Here is a 21,466-nt window from a genome sequence, read left to right on the forward strand (position 1 = left end):
TTTCCGGGCAAAGCCGCGATTTTACGTGCCGGCGGCCGGGGTGTCGTCGCCGGAAAGAAAACGGTGCACCAGCAGGCAGAAACCAATGCCGACGACGAAATTGGCGCAGGCAAACCAGACGTTGCCGCCACCGGCATAGCCCCAGCGCACGATTTCGATCCCGATGGTGAACAGCAACATTGTGATCATGCCCAGCGATGCCGCCACGGTACCCTTGCTCACTTGGCTCGAAAACAGCGTCAGCCGGTACAGCGCGGCGTTGGCAAGGCCTGCGCCGAAAGCGCAGAGACTGATGCCGGCAACGAGCCAGGCCACAGCAGTGTGATCGATCAGCATGGCGATGGCCGCCAGCGTCAGCCCGGCCATGACCGGTGCGAGGCCGAACTTGATCATCCGGGTGATGGGCACACGGTCGGCCATTCTCGCCAGCGTGAGATTCCCGGCGATCAGGGCTGCGAAGATCGGAATCTGCCAGAGGCCATAAGCCAGCGGCGTCATCTGCGCGCGCTCCATCAGGATGACGGGCGCCTGGCCAATCCACGTCAGCAAGGGCAGGCTGGCCGCGCCGATGGCCAGCGCCCCGCAGACGAAACGACGGTTGGTGAATACCTTGCGATAGTCGCCGGCGATGCTGCGTACGTTGAACGGGGTGCCGCGCAGCTTGGCCGTTTCGGGCATGGTGCGCCACAGTCCGAGCAGCGAGATCGAGGTGGTGATGGCGATCAGGACGAAAATCGTCCGCCACGGTGCGACTTCGATCAGCGCCGCACCGGCAACGGGGCCGACCAGTGGTGCCAGCAGGGCGACATTGGCCATCAGCGCCATGACCTTCACTGCGGCGGTTTCGGTAAACGCTTCCTGGATCGAGGCGTATCCGATTGCGGTGACGAAGCACAGCCCCATTCCCTGAAAGAACCGCAGCACCATGAACTGGCCGATCGAGCTGGTCGGCAGCGTCAGCAGCAACAGCACGATGAACGCGGCAACACCGAACAGCATCAACGGCCGTCGTCCGATCCGGTCCGACAGCGGTCCGAGCAACCACTGCAGCGCTGCACCACCGGCGAGATAGGCGGCCAGCGCGGTGGGCACCAGCGACGAGGGGGCGTTGAACTCGTGCACGACCTGCAGCATGCCCGGCAGGATCATGTCGTTGGCAACGTAGGTCGAGAACTCGAACAGCACCAGCGAAATCGGGAACAGCATCGTTCGCCAGGTGAGTCGGGAAATGGGCTGCGCGTTCATGGGGGCGTATCGGAGGGGTAACTTTGCAGTTTGACCGATGACGCTGGAATGCGCGATGAACGATTACCATTTCAATCGTTCGGCCGGCTGATTGGACAAGGTGGGACAAACACGCCGGGCGCCGGATTGCGGGGTGGTTCGGGCGTGTCTTCGAATGCGCTACGTCTCATTCTTTCGTGGCTGACATGAATACCGACACTTTCTTATATTGACGACAGTATTCATTCTTTATTGTTATATCTGCCGGATGCCTATCCTTGTTTCGCATTTACAAACAAGGAGGAATGCAATGTCGTTTCGCTCGAATCAAACGCGCAGCAACAAGGCCGCAAAAACACTGACCTTGATCGCCGGACTGATGCTCGCCGGCCTGACCAGTGCCGCTTCGGTACTGGCCACCCCCGAGCAGCAGGCGCTCGATGCCAAGGCAATCCAGATCAAGAAAAACAACCTGTTCCTGCTGCAGCGGGGCCAGCTGGCCGCTGCGTATTCGGCCGCGCATGGCGCGCCGATCAGCAGCGAAGCGTCGGCGAGCCTCAATCACGCGATTGACGAGCTGGTGTTCAGCGCCATCCAGAAGGCGGTGAACAATGATCCGCTGTACCCGAAAATCTACTGGCTGAATGCGCCGCCGCGCGACTGGTTCGGCCTCAAGGTGCCGGGCGGGCGCTATTCGTTCGACAATCCGGACAACATTTACCGGACCATCCCGATCAATGGCGATTCGCGTTACGTGATTCGCGGCCAGCGTCGCGGTGCGGGCCCGACCGACGTGACCTTTTCGCTGATCAGCAATCCGAACTACCAGCAAAGTATCGCGGTACTGGACGGCCAGGATCTGGTCGTGGCCGCCGATGGCAGCTATACGATCACCATCGACAACCAGCCGGCCAACGGCCGGGTCAACCACATCCAGTCGACGGCCGATGCCAGACAGCTGTTCGTGCGCAACAATCTGGGCGACTGGACGGCTGAAGCCGCCGACGCGCTGAGCGTGACCCGGCTCGACACGCCGTCGCGCCCGGTTCGTGGCGATGCGGACATCGTTGCCGATGCGCGTACCAATCTGAACGAATCGACGGTGGCGTATGCAATCGGCACATTGGGCGTGAAAACCTATGCCAACCCGGTCAATACGCTACCACAACCGAGTTCATCGGCGACGCTGGGGACGCTGGTGACGCAGGCCAGCACCTTCGGCCATTTTCGTTTGGCTGATGACGAGGCCTTGCTGGTGAAGGTCAATACCGGCGGGGCGGGCTACTTCGTTCTGCCGGTGACCGACCCGTGGACGGTGAGTGTCGACCCGGATCGTCGTCAGGTCAGCCTGAACAATGTCCAGGCCGTGGCCGATGCCGACGGCAGCTACACCTTCGTGGTGTCGCCGCGTGATCCGGGCGTGTTCAACTGGGTCGAAACCGCCGGCCTGCACGAAGGCACGCTGATGCCGCGCTGGCAGAAACTGCCTGCGTCGACGCCGGCGACCGGTGGGCCGGCGATTTCGACGAAGCTGCTCAAGCTGGCCGATCTGCCGTATTACCTGCCGGCAGGAACGCGCACGGTGACGCCGGCCGAGCGTCAGCAGCAGCTGCAGGCGCGCACCGCCGGTTATGACCAGCGCGTGGCCACCGACTGATCGACGTGGCAATGCCCGGCGAGTCCGGGTGACAGGGCGGCGGCCTGCTGGTCGCCGCGCTTGCTTTGCGGCATGCTCGCGGCTTTTGCCGCCGGGATGAAATGATGAAGCAGATCGACACGGTCACGCTGGATGCACTGGCATCGCAGGCCGCGCAATCGCCGCGCCGCCGCGCCAACCACAACCTGCATCCCGAACTGGGGGATCCGATCCAGCGCCTGGCCATCGCCATGGAGCCCGATACCTACGTCCGGCCACATCGCCATCCGCATACCTGGGAGCTGCTTTACCCCTTGCGTGGCCGCTTTGTCGTGCTGCATTTCGATGACGCCGGCAATGTAATCGACCGCGCCGTGCTCGGTGAAGGTGCTGCGGTCGTGGAAACACCGGCGGGCGTCTGGCATGCCGTGCTGTCGCTCGATGAAGGTGGCGTGATTTTCGAGGTCAAGCACGGCCCGTACACGGCGATTGCCGCCGAGGATTACACCGCATGGTCACCGGCCGAAGGCGAACCTGCGATGCAAACGCTGATGCGGCGCTACGCGTCGGCGCAGGTCGGCGAACGGCTGGCCTGATGTCCGGCGTCGCTGGCCTGCGCAAGTAGTGCGAGGGCCAGCCGGCCAAGCAGCCAGGCGTTGAGCACATGCCAGGCAAAGTGGGTCCCCGACGGCCATGCCGTGCAGAGCACGTTGTCGATGCTGCGCAGCGTCAGCGACACGCCGAAGATCGCGACGCCTTGCCAGAGCGCCCGTGCCATTGCCGGCGCATGCCGCCGGTGCGCCCATGCCAGCAGGACGAGGCAGAGCCCCGTCGGCAGGTAGAACACCGACCCGTTGAGGGTCGTCGGCGGCAACAGCAGGGCGACACCCTGATTGACGAGCTGGAACACGATCCAGCCAGCGATCACCGCCGGCCAGCGCCAGCCCAGCCCGCGTCGAAGCACGACGATCAGGTAAACGTTGATGAACAGCAGGATGGGCACGACGTCGAGCCACAGTGCCCACGGCGTCGCAAAGGCGTGCCAGAGCGCGCTGCCGATGCCGGTGCTGGCGATGAGAACGGGCAGCGACAGCAGGTCGCCACCGTGGCGCAGGCCGAGGCCGCGTTGCCGCCCGACGCGCCAGACCAGCCATGCGGCAAGAATGAAGGCGGCGTTGCTGAACAGGTTGGCCGGCTCGGCCAGCAGGCCGCTGCCGACACGTTCGCAGTACTGGTCCAGATAGCTCATCTTGCTTCGCACGAAGTCATCCGATGAACCATCGTAGCGGACCGATGTTGCAGTACGGCCACTGGCGGGCTGCGTCTAACGATCGCTCGTCGCGGCAGCGGTGTGAAGTTCGGCAATCAGCTCGGCCGGCACCGGGTGCTCGGCACAGAGTGCGCGCTTCTGCGGTGCCGACAATTGCTTGATGGCATGTTCGGCCCGGCTGGCACTGGCGCGGTCAGCCTGCGCAATGACCGCCATGAGCCGCCTGGGCGGGTTGGCGCGGGTATAGCGCGCGCCCTTGCCGCTGAGATGAGCGCGAAAGCGCGCGGCAACGTCATTGCTGATGCCGGTGTAAAGGCTGCCGTTGGTGCATTCGATCAGATAAACGTACCAGGGCATGGCGTGGCGGCAACGGTTGGCGGGAAGGGGATTCTACCCTTCGCCATCGCTCAGCAATCGCCGGCCGCTGCGGCGCGCGCCTGAATCTCGTCGATCGACAGTGCTTCACGTCGTGACGAGACATACCAGTGGTGGCCGAACGGGTCGACGAGGGTGCCGCTACGGTCGCCGTAAAACTGGTCTGCAACCGGGCGGCTCAAGGTTGCGCCGTGCACGACAGCCAGCGCGGCGGTTGCATCGGCATCCTCGACATAGACCAGCAGGCCGACCGGCGAGCCGCCAATGGTTTGCGGGCTGAGCGCCTGGTACTCGGGGTGTTCGCTCGCCAGCATCAGTGGCTGGCCGTTGATGCGCAGCTCGGCGTGGCCGATCTTGCCGTCCGGGCCGTCGATGCGCATGGTTTCGATCGCGCCGAACACGGTTTGATAGAAGGCGATGGCCGCGTTTGCGTCCCGGACGATCAGGTAGGGGGTGACGGCGGTGTAGTCGGAAGGGATGGGGGAAACAGGCTGGCTCATGGCAATTCCGGCTGGTGGGCAACATCCCAGCCTAGCCCTCCGGCGGCCCGAAAGCTCGGAAAAACCGGCGCAGCACCGGACAATCGTCCGCCCGTCGTTGGGTGCGCGGGATTGTCCGTGGATGGCGCGTGCGATCCGGCTACCGTTGAATCAGATGGCCGTACGCGGCCATCCGGTTTTTCCATGTCGTCAACAAGGAGGCGCCATGAAATCGTACTGCATGGCACTGGCGACCACTGTCGCCCTGATCGCACCGCCGCTGCTGGCCGACGACGATGTCACGTTTACCAATCCCGGACAGATCAAGTGGGAAAAGGCGCCACCTGATCTGCCCAAAGGCGCCAAGGTGGCGGTATTGCACGGTGACCCCGGCAAACCGGGACCGTTCACGATCCGGCTGAGCGCGCCTGCCGGTTACAAAATTCCGGCGCACTGGCACTCGCAGGCCGAGAGCCTGACGGTGATCTCGGGCGAGTTCTACCTCGGTCTCGGTGACAAGCTGGACAAGACCAGGGCCCATGAACTGAAGGCGGGCGGTTTTCATTACCTGCCGGCGAACGTGCATCACTACGCATTCGCCAAAACGCGGGCGGTGGTGCAGGCGAGCGGCGAAGGCCCGTTCGATATCCACTACATCAATCCGGCTGACAATCCGGCTGGCAAGTAGGCAGCACTGAGTGGCGCTGCGGCCGGTACAGCTCCGGCCGCGGCGCCGTCGGCGCGAGTGTCGAGGCTCAACGCTTCGGCTGTAGTCGAAGGATCTGGCCGTCGTCCTCGTCCGTCAACAGGTAAAGCCAGCCGTCCGGGCCTTGGCGTACGTCGCGGATGCGGCGTTTTTCCTGCTGCAGCAAGCGCTCCTCGGCGACAACCTGCTCGCCCGACAGCGTCAGTCTCACCAGCATCGTGTCCTTCAGTGCACCGACGAACAGGCTGCCGCGCCACCCCGGATAGCGGTCGCCGGCATAGAACGCCATGCCCGACGGGGCGATGGACGGATCCCAGTAGTAAACGGGCTGCTGCATGCCCGCTTTGGCCGTGCCTTCGCCAATCTTGAAGCCGGTGTAGTCGCGCCCGTAGGTGATCACTGGCCAGCCGTAGTTGGCGCCGGCCAGCGGGATGTTGATTTCGTCGCCGCCGCGTGCACCGTGCTCGACGGTCCACAGCCTGCCGCTGGCCGGATTGATCGCCGCACCCTGCGGGTTGCGGTGACCGTAGCTCCAGATTTCCGGCCGCGCGCCCTGACGCCCCGAAAACGGATTGCCGGCCGGTATGCTGCCATCGGTATTGATCCGCACAACCTTGCCCAGATGCGTGCCGAGATCCTGCGCCCGGTCGCGTTGATAGCGCTCGCCCAGTGTCACGAACAGCGTGCCGTCACGGGCAAAAACCAGTCGTGAGCCGAAATGGGCGCCGCCTTCGACCTTGGGCTGTTGCCGGAAAATCACCTGTAGCGCGGTGAGGCCGGGCTTGCCACCGGTTTCGACCAGCTCGGCACGTGCAACCGCCGTCCCGGCCCGGCCATTGCTGTCCGCTTCTGCGTAACTCAGATAAACGCGCCGGTTGGTCGCGAATTTCGGATCGAGCGCGACATCGAGCAGGCCGCCCTGACCGGATGCGAAAACGTCGGGGACGCCGGGCACTGGTGCAGACAGGGCGCCGCCCGGAGATACGATGCGCAGTCGTCCCGGCCGTTCGGTAACCAGCATCCGGCCATCGGGCAGGAACGCCAGCCCCCACGGGTGAGCAAGGCCTTGCGCTACGGTTGTCGTCACCCAGTTGTCGTTGATGCTGACCGGCACTGCGGCCCGGCTGGGGCTGATGAACATCAGGCACGTCAGCAGCAGGAACAGCAGTTGCCCGCACTGGCGTGACCCGGTGGCAGTGGCTTGAATGGCTCGCCACGGTGCTTGAAGCCCGGACCACCTCCGTCGTAATGTCCGGTTTCGCGCGCTTGCGCCGAGGGGCGCCGTGGCTGGTCGTGGGTTCATGCAGGGAGCCTCCCCCGTGACGATCAAACTGGTGGGGCCGGCCCGCTCCGGAGGTCCGGGCTCGGCCAGTGATCCGGTTTCGATCGGCAGGACGGGAGGTCGTTCCAGTCGGTGCAGACGAAATTTGCGTCAGCACCGTTTGCGACGGCACGCCGGCGAGTCCATCCATCGCAGCGAAACCGGTTTGCATCAGGGGCGTTTCGCCCGCGTGACTAACGTTGAAGGGGTAGCGGTGTGCCTGTCGCTCCTGCGTGCGGTCGCCTCGAAAGCGTTTTCCATTTCCCAGCCAGGTTCTGCATCCGTCCCGGTGCTTCCGTTGCGCACGGGCAGGGGGCTTCATCTGCAGGAGGTTGCACTGCCAATGACAAACGGACGCGCTTTCGCGCTGACTGCACTGGCCATGCTGGCGTTTGCCGGCAACTCGATCCTGTGCCGTCTGGCATTGAAAACCACGCCGATCGATGCGGCGAGCCTCACGTCAATCCGTCTCGTCGCCGGCGCGATGGCGCTGTGGGCGATCGTCCGCCTGCGCGGCAGTGCGATCGGCGGGGGCTGGTGCTCGGCACTCAGCCTGTTGGCGTATGCAGGCATGTTCTCGTTTGCGTACCTGCACCTCAGCGCCGCGACCGGGGCCTTGCTGTTGTTTGCCGCGGTGCAGGCAACGATGGTCGGCGCCGGCCTGCGGCGGGGCGAGCGAATGAATCCCACCCAATGGCTGGGCTTCATCGTTGCAATGGCAGGTCTGGTCGTTCTGCTGCTGCCGGGGCTGTCCGCGCCGTCGCCGCTGGGCGCGGTGCTGATGGCCGGAGCCGGTGTCGCCTGGGGTGTGTATTCCTTGCGGGGGCGTGGCGCTGCCGATCCCTTGGGCGAAACGGCCGGCAACTTCATCCGCAGTGCACCGCTGACCCTGCTTGTATTGCCGTTTTTCCCGCTGGTCCGACTGCCCGTCGACGGCGTGATCTACGCCGTGCTGTCAGGTGCGCTGACCTCGGGGTGCGGCTATGCCATCTGGTATGCGGCGCTGCGCGGGCTGAGCGCGACCGGTGCAGCGACGGTGCAACTGAGCGTGCCGGTCATCGTGGCTGCGGCTGGCGTTCTGCTGCTTGGCGAGCCGCTGTCGCCGCGCATGCTGTTCGCGGCGGCGGCAATTCTCGGCGGTATCGCGCTGGTGCTGCGCAAGCACTGATCTGCGCCTGCTCAGGCCGTTGCCGCCGACGACAGCAGTTCGCGCAGCACGTAGGGCAGGATGCCGCCGTGCCGGTAGTAGTCGACCTCGATCGGCGTATCGATCCGGCAGCGCACGCTGATGTCTCGAACCGAGCCGTCCGCGCCGGTGATGCGCAGCGTCAGGTCCTGCTGCGGTTTCAGTGCGTCGTCGACGCCGAGGATGTCGAAGGTTTCGCCGCCGCGCAGTTGCAGCGTTGTCGCACTCTCGCTGCCGATGAACTGCAGGGGCAGAACCCCCATGCCGACGAGATTACTGCGGTGGATACGCTCGAAACTGCGTGCTATCACCGCCTTCACGCCGAGCAATTGCGTCCCCTTGGCCGCCCAGTCGCGGCTGGATCCGGTGCCATACTCTTCGCCGGCGATGACCACGGTTGGCGTCCCCTTGGCCTGCCAGGCTTGCGCTGCATCGAAAACGCTCATCTGCTGGCCGTCGTAGAGTGTGAAGCCGCCTTCAGTCCGCGTGCCGTCCGCCTTGGGTGGCAGCATCAGGTTCCTGATCCGCACGTTGGCAAAGGTGCCGCGAATCATGATGTCGTGATTGCCCCGGCGGCTGCCATAGCTGTTGAAGTCGGCGCGCTGTACGCCACGGGTCAGCAGGTACTGGCCGGCCGGGGTGCTCTCGCCAAACGCACCGGCGGGGCTGATGTGGTCGGTGGTGACCGAATCACCCAGGATCAGCAACGCTCTGGCACCGCTGATGCTGGCCACTGGGGCCGGTTGCGGCGTGAAGCCGTCGAAAAACGGCGGCCGTGCGATATAGCTCGATGCCGGCCATGAATAGACCTCGCCGGTGGGGGCCGGAATCGCGTTCCAGAGATCGAGGTCTTTGGTGAAATCCGCATACAGGCGGCGGAAGACGGCCGGGTCGAGCGCGGCCGGCAGCAGTGCGGCAATGTCGTCGCTCGTGGGCCAGATGTCGCGCAGGTAGACCGGATCACCTTCAAGCCCGGTGCCGAGCGGCTCGGTATCGAGATCGATTGTCACTCGCCCGGCCAGCGCATAGGCGACGACCAGTGGCGGGCTGGCCAAGTAGTTGGCGCGGATGTTCGGGTGGATGCGCGCCTCGAAGTTGCGGTTGCCCGAGAGTACTGCCGCTGCAATCACGTCGTGCTCGGCGATCGCCGCGTTGAGTTCGGGCGTCAGATCGCCCGAGTTGCCGATACAGGTCGTGCAGCCATAGCCGACCAGAGCGAAACCCAGTTGCGCCAACGGCGCCAGCAGGCCGGTTCTGTCGAGGTACTCGGTCACGACGCGCGATCCCGGGGCCAGGCTGGTCTTGATGTGTGGCTTGACGCGCAAGCCGTGGGCAACGGCCTTGCGCGCCAGCAGGCCGGCGGCGAGCAGCACGCCGGGGTTCGAGGTATTGGTGCAGCTGGTGATGGCCGCAATCAGCACGTCGCCATGGCCAAGGTCGATGCCGCTATCGTGGCGATCATCGTTATGGCTGGGCGAAGGACGGTTGTCGGCCATCTCGACGACGTTGCGCGGGGCGCCAGCATGATCGAAACGCTGGCTGTCGACGGTGTTGCAACTGGCGGCGTGCCCGACCGGATAGCGCCGCTGCAGTTCGTCCGCCGGCTTGCCGAAACCGTTCTCCGCCGCCGGTTGCGAAAACAGCGTTTCGAAGGTCGATCGCATCGCAGGCAGCGCAATCCGGTCTTGCGGCCGCTTCGGGCCGGCCAGACTGGGGACGATGCTTGCCAGATCCAGTGTCAGGGTGCGGGTGTAATCGATGTCGCCGGCCTTGGGGATGCCGAACAGTTGCTGCGCCCTGAAGTAGGCCTCGAACGCTTCGATTTCGTGATCAAGCCGGCCGGTGCCGCGCAAGTACGCGAGGGTCTGCTCGTCGACCGGAAAGAAACCCATCGTTGCGCCGTACTCGGGCGCCATGTTGGCGATGGTCGCGCGGTCCGGCACCGCCAGGCTGGCGGTGCCGTCGCCGAAGAATTCGACGAACTTGCCGACGACTTTTTCGCGTCGCAGCAGCTCGGTCACCGTCAGTACGAGGTCGGTTGCCGTGACGCCTTCGCGCAGTGCGCCCTTGAGTTCGACGCCGACGACATCCGGCGTCAGGAAATACACCGGCTGGCCGAGCATGCCGGCTTCCGCCTCGATCCCGCCGACGCCCCAGCCGACGACACCGACCGCATTGATCATTGTCGTGTGACTGTCGGTGCCGACCAGCGTATCCGGGAAGACGACACCGTTACGCAGCTGCACGCCACGGAACAGGTATTCGAGATTGACCTGATGGACGATGCCGATGCCGGGTGGCACGACCTTGAACGTATCGAACGCCTGCATCCCCCATTTCATGAACTGGTAGCGCTCGCGGTTGCGGGTGAATTCGAGCGCCATGTTCCGCTGCAGCGCATCGGGCCGGCCGAACACGTCGACTTGCACCGAGTGATCGACGACGAGGTCGACCGGAACCAGCGGCTCGATCAGGGCCGGCGATTGGCCGAGCTGTTCGACGGCGCTGCGCATCGCGGCCAGATCGGCCAGCAGCGGCACGCCGGTGAAATCCTGCAGCACCACACGGGCGACGATGAACGGAATCTCGTCGACCCGTTCTCCGCGTGGCTGCCAGTTCGCCAGCTGCCGCACGTGCGCCTCGGTGACTTTCTTGCCGTCGCAGTTGCGCAATACCGATTCGAGCACCAGGCGGATCGACACCGGTAACCGGGAGACCGGGCCGACGCCGGCGGTTTCGAGCGCGGGCAGGCTGTAGTAATCGAGTGACTGACCCGATGCAAAGGGAAAGGGCGTGCGAGCGGTGGCGAAGGGGTGTGCCATTTTGCGGCTCCGGTGCCGGCCTTGCCCAAGTTACTGAGCAGGCAGGAAAAATCAACAGTGCCCGGGTGGTCGCATGGCTCGCGCCCGGCGCCGGGCATCCAGGGGTTCCTTACTAATTTCGTTGCTTTATACAACCGATAAAACCTAAGCTGCCGATCCTTTTGCCGGCCGTGATGCCTCGAAGGCTCCGGCCGCCGGCATACCAACTCACCGGAGGTTCATGTCGGGCCTCGTTTCGTATATCCGCCTTCCGAGTTCCGCTCTGCGATGGCCGGTTTCGTCCTGGCCCGATCGCACCATGACAAGATTCGTACACTTTAGATTTAGATGGCCTGCACTGGTTTTTGTTGCAGCCAGCCTGACCGCGCACGCCGACGAGGCGCAATCCGTCGCCCGGGAAGCCGCCAGTGCGCCAGCCGCAATGCCCCTTGCTGCCTCCGCCGCATCTGCCGTTCAGGTGTCATCGGCCGGGGCCAGTGCCGTTGCGGCCGCTGCGCCTGCGCATTCACCGTGGCTGTTGATGCCGCAGTTTTCGTCCAGCCCGAAACTCGACACCGCGGCCGGCGTGCTGGCCGCTTATGTGACCAGGTTAGACGAGCGTTCACGTCCTTCGATGTTCGGCGCATCAGCCAAATACACCACGTCGGATTCGCTGGTTGCGGCCCTGTTTGCCAAAACGTCATTCGACGAAGACCGGCAGCGGCTCAACGTTTATTCCTTCCTGGGCAATATCAACAACGAGTACGAAAACTATCTCGGGACCGGCGAGCCGGCCGAAACCGAGGACCGTTATCGCGGCATCTTCGGACGCTATCTTTACCGGGTGCATGGCGACTGGTTTCTTGGCGCGCAAGCGGTCTACTCGGATTACGACCTGAGCGGCAAGACCGCCGAAACCAATGAAGCCATGCGCGAAACCGGCGTTACCGGCTTCACGTCGGGCGGTCTTGGTGCGGTGCTCGTGCACGACTCGCGCGACAGTGAATACAAGCCGGGCAAGGGCTGGTATCTCGGCATCAACAATATGGCGTATCGCGAAGCGCTGGGCGGCGAGCAGGACTTCGATGTCTACCGCGTCGATTTCCGCTATTTCGTCACCCACGACAACGGCAATGTGTTCGCGCTGCGCCAGCGCAACCAGTTTTCGCACAACGCGCCAACCGGCGCGCTGTCGACGATACGGCTTCGTGGCTACACCCAGGGTGAATACCTGGCGCAGAACATGTCGTCGATCGAGCTTGAGGAGCGCTTGCGGATCAACGAGCGCTGGACCGCGACCGCCTTCGCCGGTATTGCCTGTCTGTACGGCGACGGTCCGGACGGCAGCTCGCGCTCGTGTTCGGAGGGTGACAATCGCTTTCCGAGTGGCGGTGTGGGCGTGCAATACCTGCTCAAGCCCGAAGCCGGGCTGGTCGCCAACCTCGAATACGCAGTCGGCAAGGACGACAACTCGGGCCTTTACCTGAAAATGGGCTACGCGTTCTGAGCGACGCTGCGCGGCCCCGGTGGCAGGTACGGGAGTGCGGCCTGAAGCGCAGGAATGCTCAGCGCGACCCATGCTGCTGCAAGAATGGCCAGCCACAAACCCTTGCGCGCGTAGGTGAACAGCCAGCACAGCCAGCCAAGTGCGCTGCCCAGTAGAGGAATGAACTGGAACGCGATCGAAAGCTCGTAAAAATAGCGCGGCGGCCTCGGGTTCATGTGGCCGACCGCCAGTACGAAAAACCCGAACCCGTAGAAGCAGTAGCCGAATGCGAGTCCGGCGACCACAATGCCCATCCGGCTCCATGTCGGGCGCTTCATTTGCGCCCGCTGCTGCTGGAGTTGCTGCCTTTGAGTCCCTCTGCCGAACGTTCGAGCCATTGGCAGAAGGCCGCGATGCTCGGGTCGTTCATGGCGCTGCGCGGTGCAATCCAGCAGTAGCCGCGCACCGGGACGATCGGGGCGGGCAGCGGGGCGATCAGGCTGCCGTTTTCAAGCTCGGCCTGCATCATCGGCAGTGGGCCGAGCGTGACGCCGAGTCCGTCCATGGCCGCCTGCAGAGCCAGATAAAAGTGGTCGAACTGTTGCGTGGCGGCAGGTTTGAGGTCGGGCACGCCGGCCAGCGTGAACCAGCGCTGCCAGGCAGTCGGCCGGGTGTCGGCATACAACAGCGTGTGGCCGGCCAGATCGGCGGGGGTGTTGATCGGCAGCCGGTTGAGCAGCGCCGGGCTGCACAATGGCAACTCCCATTCGTCGAGGAAAGGCTTGCTGACATAGCCGGGCCAGTCGCCGGGGCCGCGGCGGATGGCGACATCGAAGGGTGCATCGAGCCGGCTGATGTCGCGATCCGAGGTCATCAGCCGCAGTTCGACGTCCGGGTGTTCGCGCTGGAATTGCGCCAGATGCGGCAGCAGCCAGTACATCGCCAGTGTCGGCGTCGAGTTGATCACCAGCCGACGCTGGCGGTTCGGCTGCATCAACTGTTGCGTGGCATTGGCGATGATGTCGAAACCGTCCTGCACCTGTACCAGATAGCGCCAGCCCGCGTCGGTCAGCTTGACCCGACCGCCGGCGCGTTCGAACAGCTGCACCGACAGCCATTCTTCCAGTTGCTTGATCTGCTTGCTCACAGCACCATGGGTGACGAACAGCTCGTTGGCGGCGGCGGAAAAGCTTTCCAGCCGGGCGGCGGCTTCGAAAATGCGCAGGGCGTTCAGCGGGGGCAGGGTCTGGCTCATGATGTGAGTATATCTCACAGTCCATGTGGCGATTACTCGTTTGTGTCGGCTGCGCCATCGCGTTACTCTCGCTTCCAAATCCCCGGTTTGCGTTGGCGCGTCGCCAGCGCTGAACCGAGATGGCCGCCTGCCGTGGCGGTCATCGAATGGAGTCGATACGGACACAGTCCGCTACATAAACGCTATCGCAAAGGTCACCCCATGCTTGAAGCTTATCGCCAGCACGTTGCAGAGCGCGCCGCCCTTGGCATCCCGCCGCTCGCACTCACCGCCCAGCAGGTCGCCGACCTCGTTGCGCTGCTGCAGAATCCGCCGGCAGGCGAGGAAGAGTTCCTGCTGGACCTGATCACCAACCGCGTCCCGCCGGGTGTGGACGATGCGGCCAAGGTCAAGGCTGCCTTCCTCGCCGCCGTCGCGCAGGGCAAGGACACCTGTAAGCTGATCAGCCGTGCCAAGGCGGTCGAGCTGCTCGGCACGATGCTTGGCGGCTTCAACATCAAGCCGATGATCGATCTGCTGGGCGATGCCGAAGTCGGCACCGTGGCGGCCGAAGGCCTGAAGAAAACCCTGCTGATGTTCGACTACTTCCACGACGTGAAGGAACTGGCCGACGCAGGCAATGCCAACGCCAAGGCCGTGATCCAGAGCTGGGCCGATGCCGAGTGGTTCACCAGCCGTCCGGAAGTGCCGCAAGCCGTGACGCTGACCGTATTCAAGGTCACCGGCGAAACCAACACCGACGACCTGTCGCCGGCCCCGGATGCATGGTCGCGCCCGGATATCCCGCTGCACGCACTGGCGATGCTGAAGAACACCCGTGACGGCATCACGCCGGAAGAGGACGGCAAGCGCGGCCCGATCAAGTTCCTGCAGGACCTCGCTGCCAAGGGCCACGCCGTTGCCTACGTCGGTGACGTGGTCGGTACCGGTTCGAGCCGCAAGTCGGCAACCAACTCGGTGCTGTGGTGGACCGGTGAAGACATCCCGTTCGTACCGAACAAGCGCTTCGGCGGTTACTGCCTCGGCGGCAAGATCGCCCCGATCTTCTTCAACACGCAGGAAGACTCGGGCGCGCTGCCGATCGAAGTCGATGTCACCCAGCTGAACATGGGCGACGTGATCGAACTGCGCCCGTACGAAGGCAAGGTCATCAAGAACGGCGAGACCGTTTCCGAATTCAAGGTCAAGTCCGACGTGCTGTTCGACGAAGTGCGCGCCGGCGGCCGGATCAACCTGATCATCGGCCGTGGCCTGACCGCCAAGGCACGTGAATCGCTGGGTCTGCCTGCCTCGACGCTGTTCCGCCTGCCACAGGCACCGGCCGAATCGACCAAGGGCTTCACCCAGGCACAGAAGATGGTCGGCCGTGCCGTCGGTCTGCCGGAAGGTCAGGGCGTCCGTCCGGGTACCTACTGCGAACCGCGCATGACCTCGGTCGGCTCGCAAGACACCACCGGCCCGATGACCCGCGACGAGCTGAAGGATCTGGCTTGCCTCGGCTTCTCGGCTGACCTCGTGATGCAGTCGTTCTGCCACACTGCAGCTTATCCGAAGCCGGTCGACGTCAAGACCCACCACGAACTGCCGGAGTTCATCCGCAACCGTGGCGGCGTGTCGCTGCGTCCGGGCGACGGCGTGATCCACAGCTGGCTCAACCGCATGCTGCTGCCGGATACCGTCGGCACCGGCGGTGACTCGCACACCCGTTTCCCGATCGGCATCTCGTTCCCGGCCGGCTCCGGTCTGGTCGCCTTCGGTGCCGCCACTGGCGTGATGCCGCTGGACATGCCGGAATCGGTGCTGGTCCGCTTCAAGGGCGAACTGCAGCCGGGCATCACCCTGCGTGACCTCGTCAACGCGATCCCGCTGTACGCGATCAAGGCCGGTCTGCTGACCGTGGCCAAGGCCGGCAAGAAGAACATCTTCTCGGGCCGCATCCTCGAAATCGAAGGCCTGCCGAACCTGAAGGTCGAACAAGCGTTCGAACTGACCGACGCGTCGGCCGAGCGTTCGGCCGCCGGTTGCTCGGTGCGCCTCGACAAGGCGCCGATCATCGAGTACCTGAACTCGAACATCGTGCTGCTGAAGTCGATGATCACCAACGGTTACGGCGATGCCAAGACGCTGTCACGTCGCGTGAAGGCCATGGAAGCGTGGCTGGCCAACCCGAACCTGATCGAGCCGGATGCCGATGCCGAATACGCCGCCGTGATCGAAATCGATCTCGCCGACGTCAAGGAACCGATCCTGGCCTGCCCGAACGACCCGGACGACGTGAAGGTGCTGAGCGAAGTCGCCGGCACCAAGATCGACGAAGTGTTCATCGGTTCGTGCATGACCAACATCGGCCACTTCCGTGCCGCCGGCAAGCTGCTGGAAGGCAAGCGCGACATCCCGGTCAAGCTGTGGATCGCACCGCCGACCAAGATGGACGCACAGCAACTGACCGAAGAAGGCTACTACGGCACCTTCGGCAGCGCTGGCGCGCGTACCGAAATGCCGGGCTGCTCGCTGTGCATGGGTAACCAGGCGCAAGTGCGTGAAGGCGCGACCGTGGTTTCGACCTCGACCCGCAACTTCCCGAACCGTCTGGGCAAGAACACCAATGTGTTCCTGAGCTCGGCCGAGCTTGCGGCGATTGCATCGCGTCTGGGTCGCATTCCGACCGTGGCCGAATACATGGCCGACATTGGCGTGATCGATGCGAAGGCGCAGGAAGTATACCGCTACCTGAACTTCAACCAGATCGACAGCTATCAGGCCGAAGCCGACAAGGCCACTGTCTGATCATCGCGATTAGCGCAGATCAAAAAACCCGCCGAGTGATCGGCGGGTTTTTTGTTTGCCGAACCTTCGAAGGGTCAGGGCAGGGGGCGGGTCAGATCCAGTTGCTGCGCAGCATCTGCGTCGAGCATCGCGATCGCATTGCCGTGTGTGCGCAGCAGGCTGGCGGGCAGCCGGTTGCCGATGTCGCCTTGCAAGGCTCCGGCAACGGTTGCCGCTTTTTTCCCGCCGCTGACCATCAGTACCGCTAAGTGTGCCTGCATGATGCTGCCGATACCCAGCGTGATGCCCTGCTTCAGCACCGGTTGCTGCGTGCCGAAGTACTTCTGGCCGACGCTGACGGTCACCGGATCGAGCTCGGTCACGATGCTGCCGCTGTCCAAGGTGCACCCCGGCTCGTTCATGCCAAGGTGACCATTCATGCCCATGCCGAGCAGGACCAGATCCAGCGGTCCGCGTGCGGACAGGAAGGCGTCGACCCGGCGGCATTCGGCCTGCAGGTCGTCAGCCATGGCGTCGTAGAACACGATGCGCTCGGGTGGTACGGCCAGCGGGCCGAATACGGTTTCCTGCATGAAGGCGCGACAGCTGCCCGGATAGTCGGCGGGCAGGCCGACCCATTCGTCGAGGCCGACATAGATGACTTGCGACAGATCAACCTCGCCAGCGCGCTGCATTTCCACCAGCCGCGCATAAGCGGCGCGCGGGGTATCACCGCCTGCCAGGCATAGCACCGAGGCGGGCTTGTCCCGGACGCAGTCTGCAATCAGGCCGGCGACGGCATCGGCCAGCGCATTCGGGTTGGGGAGGACATGGGTTTGCATGGCTCGGCTTCCTGTGGTCATCGATGTCCGTCAGGCTAGCGCGCCCGCGGCGCGCGCTCGGTATCAAATCCCGCCGGTACTGCAACGTTTGCCGTGTTTTGTTTCAGTGCTGAAACATATCCAGACCCGAATTGCGGCTGCGCGACAAATGCTCAATGAGATGTAGCCTTCGGCCGCGGCCGGCTTCTTAGACTCGTTTTCAGCGCCCCAACGAGGGACGGCGACCAGAAGGAGTCCAAGATGACCGCACCCAATATCCTGCTCACCCGCATCGACAACCGGCTGGTTCACGGCCAGGTCGGTGTGACGTGGACCACCGCGCTCGGCGCCAACCTGCTCGTCGTCGTCGACGACGTCACCGCTGCCGACGAGATGCAGCAGAAGCTGATGGCCATCACCGCCGAACAGGTCGGCGTCGGCATCCGTTTCTTCACGGTCGAGAAGACCATTGCCGTGATCCACAAGGCCTCGCCGGCGCAGCAGATCTTCCTGATCTGCCGCAGCCCGGCGACGGTGCGCAAGCTGGTCGACGGCGGCGTGCCGATCCGTGACGTCAACGTCGGCAACATGCACTTCTCCGAAGGCAAGCGGCCGCTCTCCAAGAAGGTCTACGTCGACGACGCCGACCTCGCCGACCTGCGCGCACTCAAGGCGGGCGGCATCAACGTGTTCATCCAGGACACGCCCGGGGACACCAAGGACACCATCCAGTAAGGGAGACGGTCATGCATGAAATCACACTGATGCAGGGGCTGATGCTGGCGGGGGTTGCCTTCATCTTCGGCATCGACTTCTGGCTTGAAGCGCTGTTCCTGTTCCGGCCGATCATCGTCTGCACGATCACCGGCGCCATTCTCGGCGACCTGCAGATCGGCCTGATCACCGGCGGCCTGACCGAGCTGGCCTTCGCCGGGCTGACCCCGGCCGGCGGGGTGCAGCCACCGAACCCGATCCTTGCCGGGATCATGACCACAGTGATTGCGCACAGCGCCGGCGTCGACCCGAAGACCGCCATCGGCCTCGGGCTGCCGTTCAGCCTGCTGATGCAGTACATCATCCTGTTCTATTACTCGGCCTTTTCGATGTTCATGCCCAAGGTCGAGCGTTACGTCAGCGAGAACAACACGGCCGGGCTGGGGCGGATGAGCCTGCTGATGACGCTGATCGTCGCCTGCACCTACGCACTGGTGGTGTTCCTGTGTGCGTACTCGGCACAGGGCGCAATGCAGGCGCTGGTGAAGTCGATGCCGGCCTGGCTGAGCCACGGCTTTGAAGTCGCCGGCGGCATCCTGCCCGCTGTCGGTTTCGGCCTGCTGCTGCGGGTGATGCTGAAGATGCAGTACGTGCCGTATCTGCTCGCCGGCTTCCTGTTCGTCTGCTACGTGCAGATCCAGAACCTGCTGCCGGTTGCCGTGATGGGCGCGGCCTTTGCCCTGTTCGTCTACTTCAACAGCAAGCCGGAATCCGCGCCGGCAGCCGCCACCGAAGCGCCCAAGGAGGACTACAGCAATGGCATCTGAACACACCACCACGCCTGAAGCCGAAATCACCAAGGGCGACATCACGAAGCTCGCGTTCCGCTCGTCGATGCTGCAGGCCGGCTTCAACTATGAACGGATGCAGTCGGTCGGTTTCACCACGGCGATGCAACCGCTGCTGAAAAAGATCTACCGCGACGATCCGGAAGGCCTGAAAGCCGCCAACAAGGACAGCCTCGAGTTCATCAACACCCACCCGAACCTCGTCGGTTTCCTGATGGGCCTGCTGATCTCGCTCGAGCAGAAGAAGGAAGACAGGGCGCTGATCAAGGGCCTGAAGGTTGCGCTGTTCGGGCCGATTGCCGGCATCGGCGATGCAATCTTCTGGTTCACGCTGTTGCCTATCATTGCCGGTGTCTGCGCGTCGTTCGCGATCCAGGGCAACGTGCTCGGACCGCTGATTTTCTTCCTCGTCTACCTCGCGGTGTTCTTCATGCGCGTCGGCTGGACCCACATGGGCTACTCGCTCGGGGTCAAGGCGATCGACAAGATCAAGGACGGCTCAACGATGATCGCCAAGTCGGCGACCATCCTCGGGGTGACCGTGATCGGCGGGCTGATTGCGTCCTACGTGCACATCAATGTTATCGCCAGCTTCGCGATCGACGCCACCCATAGTGTCGGCCTGCAGAAGGACTTTTTCGACAAGGTCTTCCCCAACCTGCTGCCGATGGGCTACGTGATGCTGATGTTCTACCTGCTGAAGAAAAAGCAGGTGCACCCGGTCATGCTGATCCTGATCACCTTCGTGCTCTCGATCGCACTGTCCTGGCTCGGCATCCTCTGACGCTCCGTTTTCTCCGGCCGGTCTCCCTCCCGCCGCGCCGGAGGCGGCGGTTCCCGTAACCGCCGCTTTTTTTCCGCAACCCCGAAGGAATTCCCATGATCAGCATCATCGTCACCGGTCACGGCCGGTTTGCCTCGGGTCTGCTTGGCGCGGTCGAGCAGGTGTTCGGCCGGCAGGTGCAGGCCGTTGCCGTCGACTTTCCGCCCGAGCTGGGTACTGCCGAGCTCGAAGCCGCGCTGAATGCCGCCGTTGCCGGCCTGCCGGCCGACACCGGTCTCGTTTTCCTGACCGACCTGCTTGGCGGCTCGCCGTTCAAGCTCGCATCGCAGATCGCACTGGCGCAATCGCAAGCCTGCGACGTGATCGCCGGCAGCAATATGGCGATGTTTGCCGAAGTCGCGCTCGAACGTGACGAGATTGCCGGTGTCAGCGACTTTGTCGAGCGTGCGCAGGACGCCGCCCACGCCGGCGTCGCCAGCCTGCGCGAGCGTCTTGCCCGTCAGCAGGCTCGCGCCAGTGCGCAGGGCGACGGGCTTTAAGGTTCAGGAGCGCAGCGCCCGCAGGGCGGCGTCGATCTGTCTCGCCGCCTGCTGGCTGCTTTGTTCCGGGTGGTTGAAGTAGTAGCTGAGCACCCGGAAGAACACTTCGCGCGCCTGCTGCGAGGTGGCCATCGAATGTGCCATGCTCGGCAGCAGGCGACCGCGTTTTTCGGCGTCGCGGAAGGCGTTGGCCGCGGCGATGCCGCAGCTGTCGAAGCCGCCGAGGCTGGCATCGGTGCGAGGCGGAATCGCCCCCTTGCGGCGGGCGAGTTCCGACTGCAGCTTCGGATCCATCAGCACATCGGCAAACGCCGCCTGCGCCGCGTTCTCGCCCTCGGCGGCGCGGAACAGCGCGAAACTGTCCAGACCGTAGATGAAGTAGCCGTCGGTGCCCGGTGCCGGCAGGCAGCGCAGCGTTTTGCCCGGCGCCATGCCCTGCAGCACCAGATCGGCCTTGGCCCAGTCGCCCATGATGAACATCGCCGCACGGCCGTTGCGCAGTGCGGCCAGTTCGGGCGACTTGCCGGTGCCGCCGGCGCCCGGTGAGACATACTCGCGCAACTGGCGGAAGCGCTCGAGCACCATCACCATCCGTGCGCTGTTGATGGCCGCGCTGTTCTGTTCGACGAAAACCTTGCGGTAGAACGCGCCGTCGGTCAGGCCCAGCAACAGGTTCTCGAACAGTGTCGTTTCCTGCCAGTCGAGCTTGCCGAGCGACAGCGGAATGTAGCCGCCCGTCTTGAGCTTGGGCGCAACCTTGAAGAAATCGTCCCAGCTGGCCGGCACCGGCAGCTTCAGCGCATCGAACGGCGCCGGATTCACCAGCATCCAGTTGATCCGGTGTACGTCGGTCGGCAGCGCCACGTAGCGTCCCTTGTACTTGACCGCATCGCGCACCGCTGCCGGCAACACCGCGTCCCACTGTTTCTCGCGCGCCGGCGGGTAGGGCGAGGCCAGAAAGCCCAGCGACGCCCACTCCTGGATGATCGGCCCTTCCATCAGCGCCGCCACCGGTGGGTCGCCGGCGATGGCCCGGGCCTGCAGCACCACGTAGGCGCTCTCGCCGCCGCCGCCGGGCACGACGAAGTCCTTCCAGCGCTGGCCGTGTTTGGCCAGTTCGGACTTGAGCAGGCTCAGCGAGGCGATTTCGCTCGGCAGGGTCCAGTAATGCAGCACCTCAATCTGTCCGGCCGGTCCGGCCTGCACCGGCAGGCTCAGCGCGATCAGGCAGCTTGCGATCAGTTTTTTCATCGTT

Annotated in this window: 20 protein-coding genes; 10 read left to right on the forward strand and 10 right to left on the reverse strand. The window is 64.2% G+C overall.

The window, feature by feature from the left end; genetic code table 11:
* Window positions 1-21: 21 nt before the first annotated feature.
* A complete protein-coding gene (locus tag JMJ54_RS00630) occupies window positions 22-1,245 on the reverse strand; it encodes an MFS transporter (RefSeq protein WP_203536018.1) in 1,224 nt (407 codons plus the stop codon).
* A gap of 289 nt (window positions 1,246-1,534) precedes the next feature.
* On the opposite strand from JMJ54_RS00630, the gene JMJ54_RS00635 reads away from it, so the two are divergent.
* Together JMJ54_RS00635 and JMJ54_RS00640 are read left to right on the forward strand one after the other, a co-directional pair.
* A complete protein-coding gene (locus JMJ54_RS00635) occupies window positions 1,535-2,881 on the forward strand; it encodes a DUF1214 domain-containing protein (protein ID WP_203536019.1) in 1,347 nt (448 codons plus the stop codon).
* Between the two features lie 104 nt (window positions 2,882-2,985).
* On the forward strand, window positions 2,986-3,456 hold the full coding sequence (locus JMJ54_RS00640; protein WP_203536020.1) for a WbuC family cupin fold metalloprotein: 471 nt from the start codon (window positions 2,986-2,988) through the stop codon (window positions 3,454-3,456).
* Here the strand turns inward: JMJ54_RS00640 and JMJ54_RS00645 are convergent.
* The 3 genes from JMJ54_RS00645 to JMJ54_RS00655 form a co-directional block, all read right to left on the reverse strand.
* Window positions 3,420-4,121 (reverse strand): ceramidase domain-containing protein, encoded by a 702-nt coding sequence (locus tag JMJ54_RS00645; protein ID WP_203536021.1) that lies wholly within the window; start codon window positions 4,119-4,121, stop codon window positions 3,420-3,422. The genes JMJ54_RS00640 and JMJ54_RS00645 overlap by 37 nt on opposite strands.
* Window positions 4,122-4,184: 63 nt before the next feature.
* Window positions 4,185-4,487: a GIY-YIG nuclease family protein gene (locus JMJ54_RS00650; protein ID WP_203536022.1), complete on the reverse strand. Its 303-nt coding sequence runs from the start codon at window positions 4,485-4,487 to the stop codon at window positions 4,185-4,187.
* Between the two features lie 50 nt (window positions 4,488-4,537).
* A complete protein-coding gene (locus JMJ54_RS00655; RefSeq protein WP_203536023.1) occupies window positions 4,538-5,005 on the reverse strand; it encodes a VOC family protein in 468 nt (155 codons plus the stop codon).
* 205 nt (window positions 5,006-5,210) lie between these two features.
* Here JMJ54_RS00655 and JMJ54_RS00660 point away from each other — a divergent pair, with 205 nt between their 5' ends.
* Window positions 5,211-5,672: a cupin domain-containing protein gene (locus JMJ54_RS00660; RefSeq protein ID WP_203536024.1), complete on the forward strand. Its 462-nt coding sequence runs from the start codon at window positions 5,211-5,213 to the stop codon at window positions 5,670-5,672.
* 67 nt (window positions 5,673-5,739) lie between these two features.
* On the opposite strand, the gene JMJ54_RS00665 is transcribed toward JMJ54_RS00660, so the two are convergent.
* A complete protein-coding gene (locus JMJ54_RS00665; RefSeq protein WP_203536025.1) occupies window positions 5,740-6,831 on the reverse strand; it encodes a PQQ-dependent sugar dehydrogenase in 1,092 nt (363 codons plus the stop codon).
* A gap of 523 nt (window positions 6,832-7,354) precedes the next feature.
* Here JMJ54_RS00665 and JMJ54_RS00670 point away from each other — a divergent pair.
* Complete coding sequence (locus JMJ54_RS00670; protein ID WP_203536026.1) at window positions 7,355-8,179, forward strand: DMT family transporter; 825 nt, start codon at window positions 7,355-7,357, stop codon at window positions 8,177-8,179.
* A gap of 11 nt (window positions 8,180-8,190) precedes the next feature.
* Here the strand turns inward: JMJ54_RS00670 and JMJ54_RS00675 are convergent, their stop codons facing one another.
* On the reverse strand, window positions 8,191-11,019 hold the full coding sequence (locus JMJ54_RS00675) for an aconitate hydratase (protein WP_203536027.1): 2,829 nt from the start codon (window positions 11,017-11,019) through the stop codon (window positions 8,191-8,193).
* 298 nt (window positions 11,020-11,317) lie between these two features.
* Between JMJ54_RS00675 and JMJ54_RS00680 the strand changes: the two genes are divergently transcribed.
* On the forward strand, window positions 11,318-12,505 hold the full coding sequence (locus JMJ54_RS00680; RefSeq protein WP_203536028.1) for a BamA/TamA family outer membrane protein: 1,188 nt from the start codon (window positions 11,318-11,320) through the stop codon (window positions 12,503-12,505).
* On the opposite strand, the gene JMJ54_RS00685 is transcribed toward JMJ54_RS00680, so the two are convergent.
* Together JMJ54_RS00685 and JMJ54_RS00690 are read right to left on the reverse strand one after the other, a co-directional pair.
* Complete coding sequence (locus tag JMJ54_RS00685) at window positions 12,493-12,822, reverse strand: hypothetical protein (protein ID WP_203536029.1); 330 nt, start codon at window positions 12,820-12,822, stop codon at window positions 12,493-12,495. The two genes, JMJ54_RS00680 and JMJ54_RS00685, sit on opposite strands and share 13 nt — an antisense overlap.
* Window positions 12,819-13,739, reverse strand: coding sequence for a transcriptional regulator GcvA (locus JMJ54_RS00690; protein WP_203536030.1), 921 nt, complete (start codon window positions 13,737-13,739; stop codon window positions 12,819-12,821). Before JMJ54_RS00690 ends, JMJ54_RS00685 begins: the two co-directional genes overlap by 4 nt.
* Before the next feature lie 201 nt (window positions 13,740-13,940).
* On the opposite strand from JMJ54_RS00690, the gene acnB reads away from it, so the two are divergent.
* Window positions 13,941-16,526, forward strand: coding sequence for a bifunctional aconitate hydratase 2/2-methylisocitrate dehydratase (acnB, locus tag JMJ54_RS00695; protein WP_203536031.1), 2,586 nt, complete (start codon window positions 13,941-13,943; stop codon window positions 16,524-16,526).
* 74 nt (window positions 16,527-16,600) lie between these two features.
* Here acnB and JMJ54_RS00700 read toward each other — a convergent pair whose 3' ends face one another.
* Complete coding sequence (locus JMJ54_RS00700) at window positions 16,601-17,347, reverse strand: 6-phosphogluconolactonase (RefSeq protein ID WP_203536032.1); 747 nt, start codon at window positions 17,345-17,347, stop codon at window positions 16,601-16,603.
* Between the two features lie 240 nt (window positions 17,348-17,587).
* Between JMJ54_RS00700 and agaB the strand changes: the two genes are divergently transcribed.
* The 4 genes from agaB (at window position 17,588) to agaF (ending at window position 20,211) form a co-directional block, all read left to right on the forward strand.
* Window positions 17,588-18,061, forward strand: a complete 474-nt coding sequence (gene agaB / locus JMJ54_RS00705) for a PTS galactosamine transporter subunit IIB (protein WP_203536033.1) — start codon at window positions 17,588-17,590, stop codon at window positions 18,059-18,061.
* Between the two features lie 11 nt (window positions 18,062-18,072).
* Window positions 18,073-18,867: a PTS galactosamine transporter subunit IIC gene (gene agaC, locus JMJ54_RS00710; RefSeq protein WP_203536034.1), complete on the forward strand. Its 795-nt coding sequence runs from the start codon at window positions 18,073-18,075 to the stop codon at window positions 18,865-18,867.
* On the forward strand, window positions 18,857-19,672 hold the full coding sequence (gene agaD / locus JMJ54_RS00715) for a PTS galactosamine transporter subunit IID (protein ID WP_203536035.1): 816 nt from the start codon (window positions 18,857-18,859) through the stop codon (window positions 19,670-19,672). The genes agaC and agaD overlap by 11 nt, the downstream gene beginning before the upstream one ends.
* 95 nt (window positions 19,673-19,767) lie before the next feature.
* Complete coding sequence (gene agaF / locus JMJ54_RS00720; RefSeq protein WP_203536036.1) at window positions 19,768-20,211, forward strand: PTS galactosamine/N-acetylgalactosamine transporter subunit IIA; 444 nt, start codon at window positions 19,768-19,770, stop codon at window positions 20,209-20,211.
* A gap of 3 nt (window positions 20,212-20,214) precedes the next feature.
* On the opposite strand, the gene JMJ54_RS00725 is transcribed toward agaF, so the two are convergent.
* On the reverse strand, window positions 20,215-21,462 hold the full coding sequence (locus tag JMJ54_RS00725; protein WP_203536037.1) for an ABC transporter substrate-binding protein: 1,248 nt from the start codon (window positions 21,460-21,462) through the stop codon (window positions 20,215-20,217).
* Window positions 21,463-21,466: the final 4 nt, after the last annotated feature.

Source organism: Jeongeupia naejangsanensis, assembly GCF_016865585.1.
Classification (GTDB): Bacteria; Pseudomonadota; Gammaproteobacteria; order Burkholderiales; family Chitinibacteraceae; genus Jeongeupia; species Jeongeupia naejangsanensis.

Excerpts from the sequence above, each read along its gene's own strand:
- JMJ54_RS00630 (WP_203536018.1), bottom strand. The coding sequence starts at position 1,245 with ATGAACGCGCAGCCCATTTCCCGACTCACCTGGCGAACGATGCTGTTC.
- JMJ54_RS00635 (WP_203536019.1), top strand. The coding sequence starts at position 1,535 with ATGTCGTTTCGCTCGAATCAAACGCGCAGCAACAAGGCCGCAAAAACA.
- JMJ54_RS00640 (WP_203536020.1), top strand. The coding sequence starts at position 2,986 with ATGAAGCAGATCGACACGGTCACGCTGGATGCACTGGCATCGCAGGCC.
- JMJ54_RS00650 (WP_203536022.1), bottom strand. The coding sequence starts at position 4,487 with ATGCCCTGGTACGTTTATCTGATCGAATGCACCAACGGCAGCCTTTAC.
- JMJ54_RS00655 (WP_203536023.1), bottom strand. The coding sequence starts at position 5,005 with ATGAGCCAGCCTGTTTCCCCCATCCCTTCCGACTACACCGCCGTCACC.
- JMJ54_RS00660 (WP_203536024.1), top strand. The coding sequence starts at position 5,211 with ATGAAATCGTACTGCATGGCACTGGCGACCACTGTCGCCCTGATCGCA.
- JMJ54_RS00665 (WP_203536025.1), bottom strand. The coding sequence starts at position 6,831 with ATGTTCATCAGCCCCAGCCGGGCCGCAGTGCCGGTCAGCATCAACGAC.
- JMJ54_RS00670 (WP_203536026.1), top strand. The coding sequence starts at position 7,355 with ATGACAAACGGACGCGCTTTCGCGCTGACTGCACTGGCCATGCTGGCG.
- JMJ54_RS00675 (WP_203536027.1), bottom strand. The coding sequence starts at position 11,019 with ATGGCACACCCCTTCGCCACCGCTCGCACGCCCTTTCCCTTTGCATCG.
- JMJ54_RS00680 (WP_203536028.1), top strand. The coding sequence starts at position 11,318 with ATGACAAGATTCGTACACTTTAGATTTAGATGGCCTGCACTGGTTTTT.
- JMJ54_RS00685 (WP_203536029.1), bottom strand. The coding sequence starts at position 12,822 with ATGAAGCGCCCGACATGGAGCCGGATGGGCATTGTGGTCGCCGGACTC.
- JMJ54_RS00690 (WP_203536030.1), bottom strand. The coding sequence starts at position 13,739 with ATGAGCCAGACCCTGCCCCCGCTGAACGCCCTGCGCATTTTCGAAGCC.
- acnB (WP_203536031.1), top strand. The coding sequence starts at position 13,941 with ATGCTTGAAGCTTATCGCCAGCACGTTGCAGAGCGCGCCGCCCTTGGC.
- JMJ54_RS00700 (WP_203536032.1), bottom strand. The coding sequence starts at position 17,347 with ATGCAAACCCATGTCCTCCCCAACCCGAATGCGCTGGCCGATGCCGTC.
- agaB (WP_203536033.1), top strand. The coding sequence starts at position 17,588 with ATGACCGCACCCAATATCCTGCTCACCCGCATCGACAACCGGCTGGTT.
- agaC (WP_203536034.1), top strand. The coding sequence starts at position 18,073 with ATGCATGAAATCACACTGATGCAGGGGCTGATGCTGGCGGGGGTTGCC.
- agaD (WP_203536035.1), top strand. The coding sequence starts at position 18,857 with ATGGCATCTGAACACACCACCACGCCTGAAGCCGAAATCACCAAGGGC.
- agaF (WP_203536036.1), top strand. The coding sequence starts at position 19,768 with ATGATCAGCATCATCGTCACCGGTCACGGCCGGTTTGCCTCGGGTCTG.
- JMJ54_RS00725 (WP_203536037.1), bottom strand. The coding sequence starts at position 21,462 with ATGAAAAAACTGATCGCAAGCTGCCTGATCGCGCTGAGCCTGCCGGTG.